This window comes from Thermus sp. (assembly GCF_056332225.1).
Genome location: NZ_JBWGQW010000273.1, coordinates 1 through 502 on the forward strand (window position 1 = coordinate 1; position 502 = coordinate 502).

Here is a 502-nt window from a genome sequence, read left to right on the forward strand (position 1 = left end):
GTAGATGAGGGCGGGGACCTCCACGAACCAGGGCAGGAAGAAGAGGGGGACGAAGGTGATGACCCGCGCCGTGGGGAAGAGGACCAGGTACGCGGCCAGGACGCCGGAGATGGCCCCGCTCGCGCCCACGGTGGGGACGGTGGAGGCCGGGGCCATGAAGATGTGGGCCAGGCTGGCGGCGAACCCGCACAGGAGGTAGAACATGAGGTACCGGAGGTGGCCCATGCGGTCCTCCACGTTATCCCCGAAGATGAAGAGGGCCCACATGTTGCTGATGAGGTGCCACCATCCCCCGTGGAGGAACATGGAAGTGAAGATGGTCAGGAGTTGGCCAGGGTCAAAGGGGCCAAGGCGCAGGAAGCGCGCCGGCACCACGCCACAGACCAGGAGGACGCGCTGCAGTTGCATGGGGCCGAGGGAACTCTCCACCAGGAAGACGAGGACGTTGACGGCGATGAGGAGCCAGTTGATGAAGGGGAATTCCCGGGAACGGACCGTATCC

Annotated in this window: 1 protein-coding gene; it reads right to left on the reverse strand. The window is 65.1% G+C overall.

The window, feature by feature from the left end:
- Window positions 1–502: rhomboid family intramembrane serine protease (locus AC01Y6_RS11325; protein ID WP_476671633.1), on the reverse strand; the 502-nt coding region annotated here is incomplete at both ends.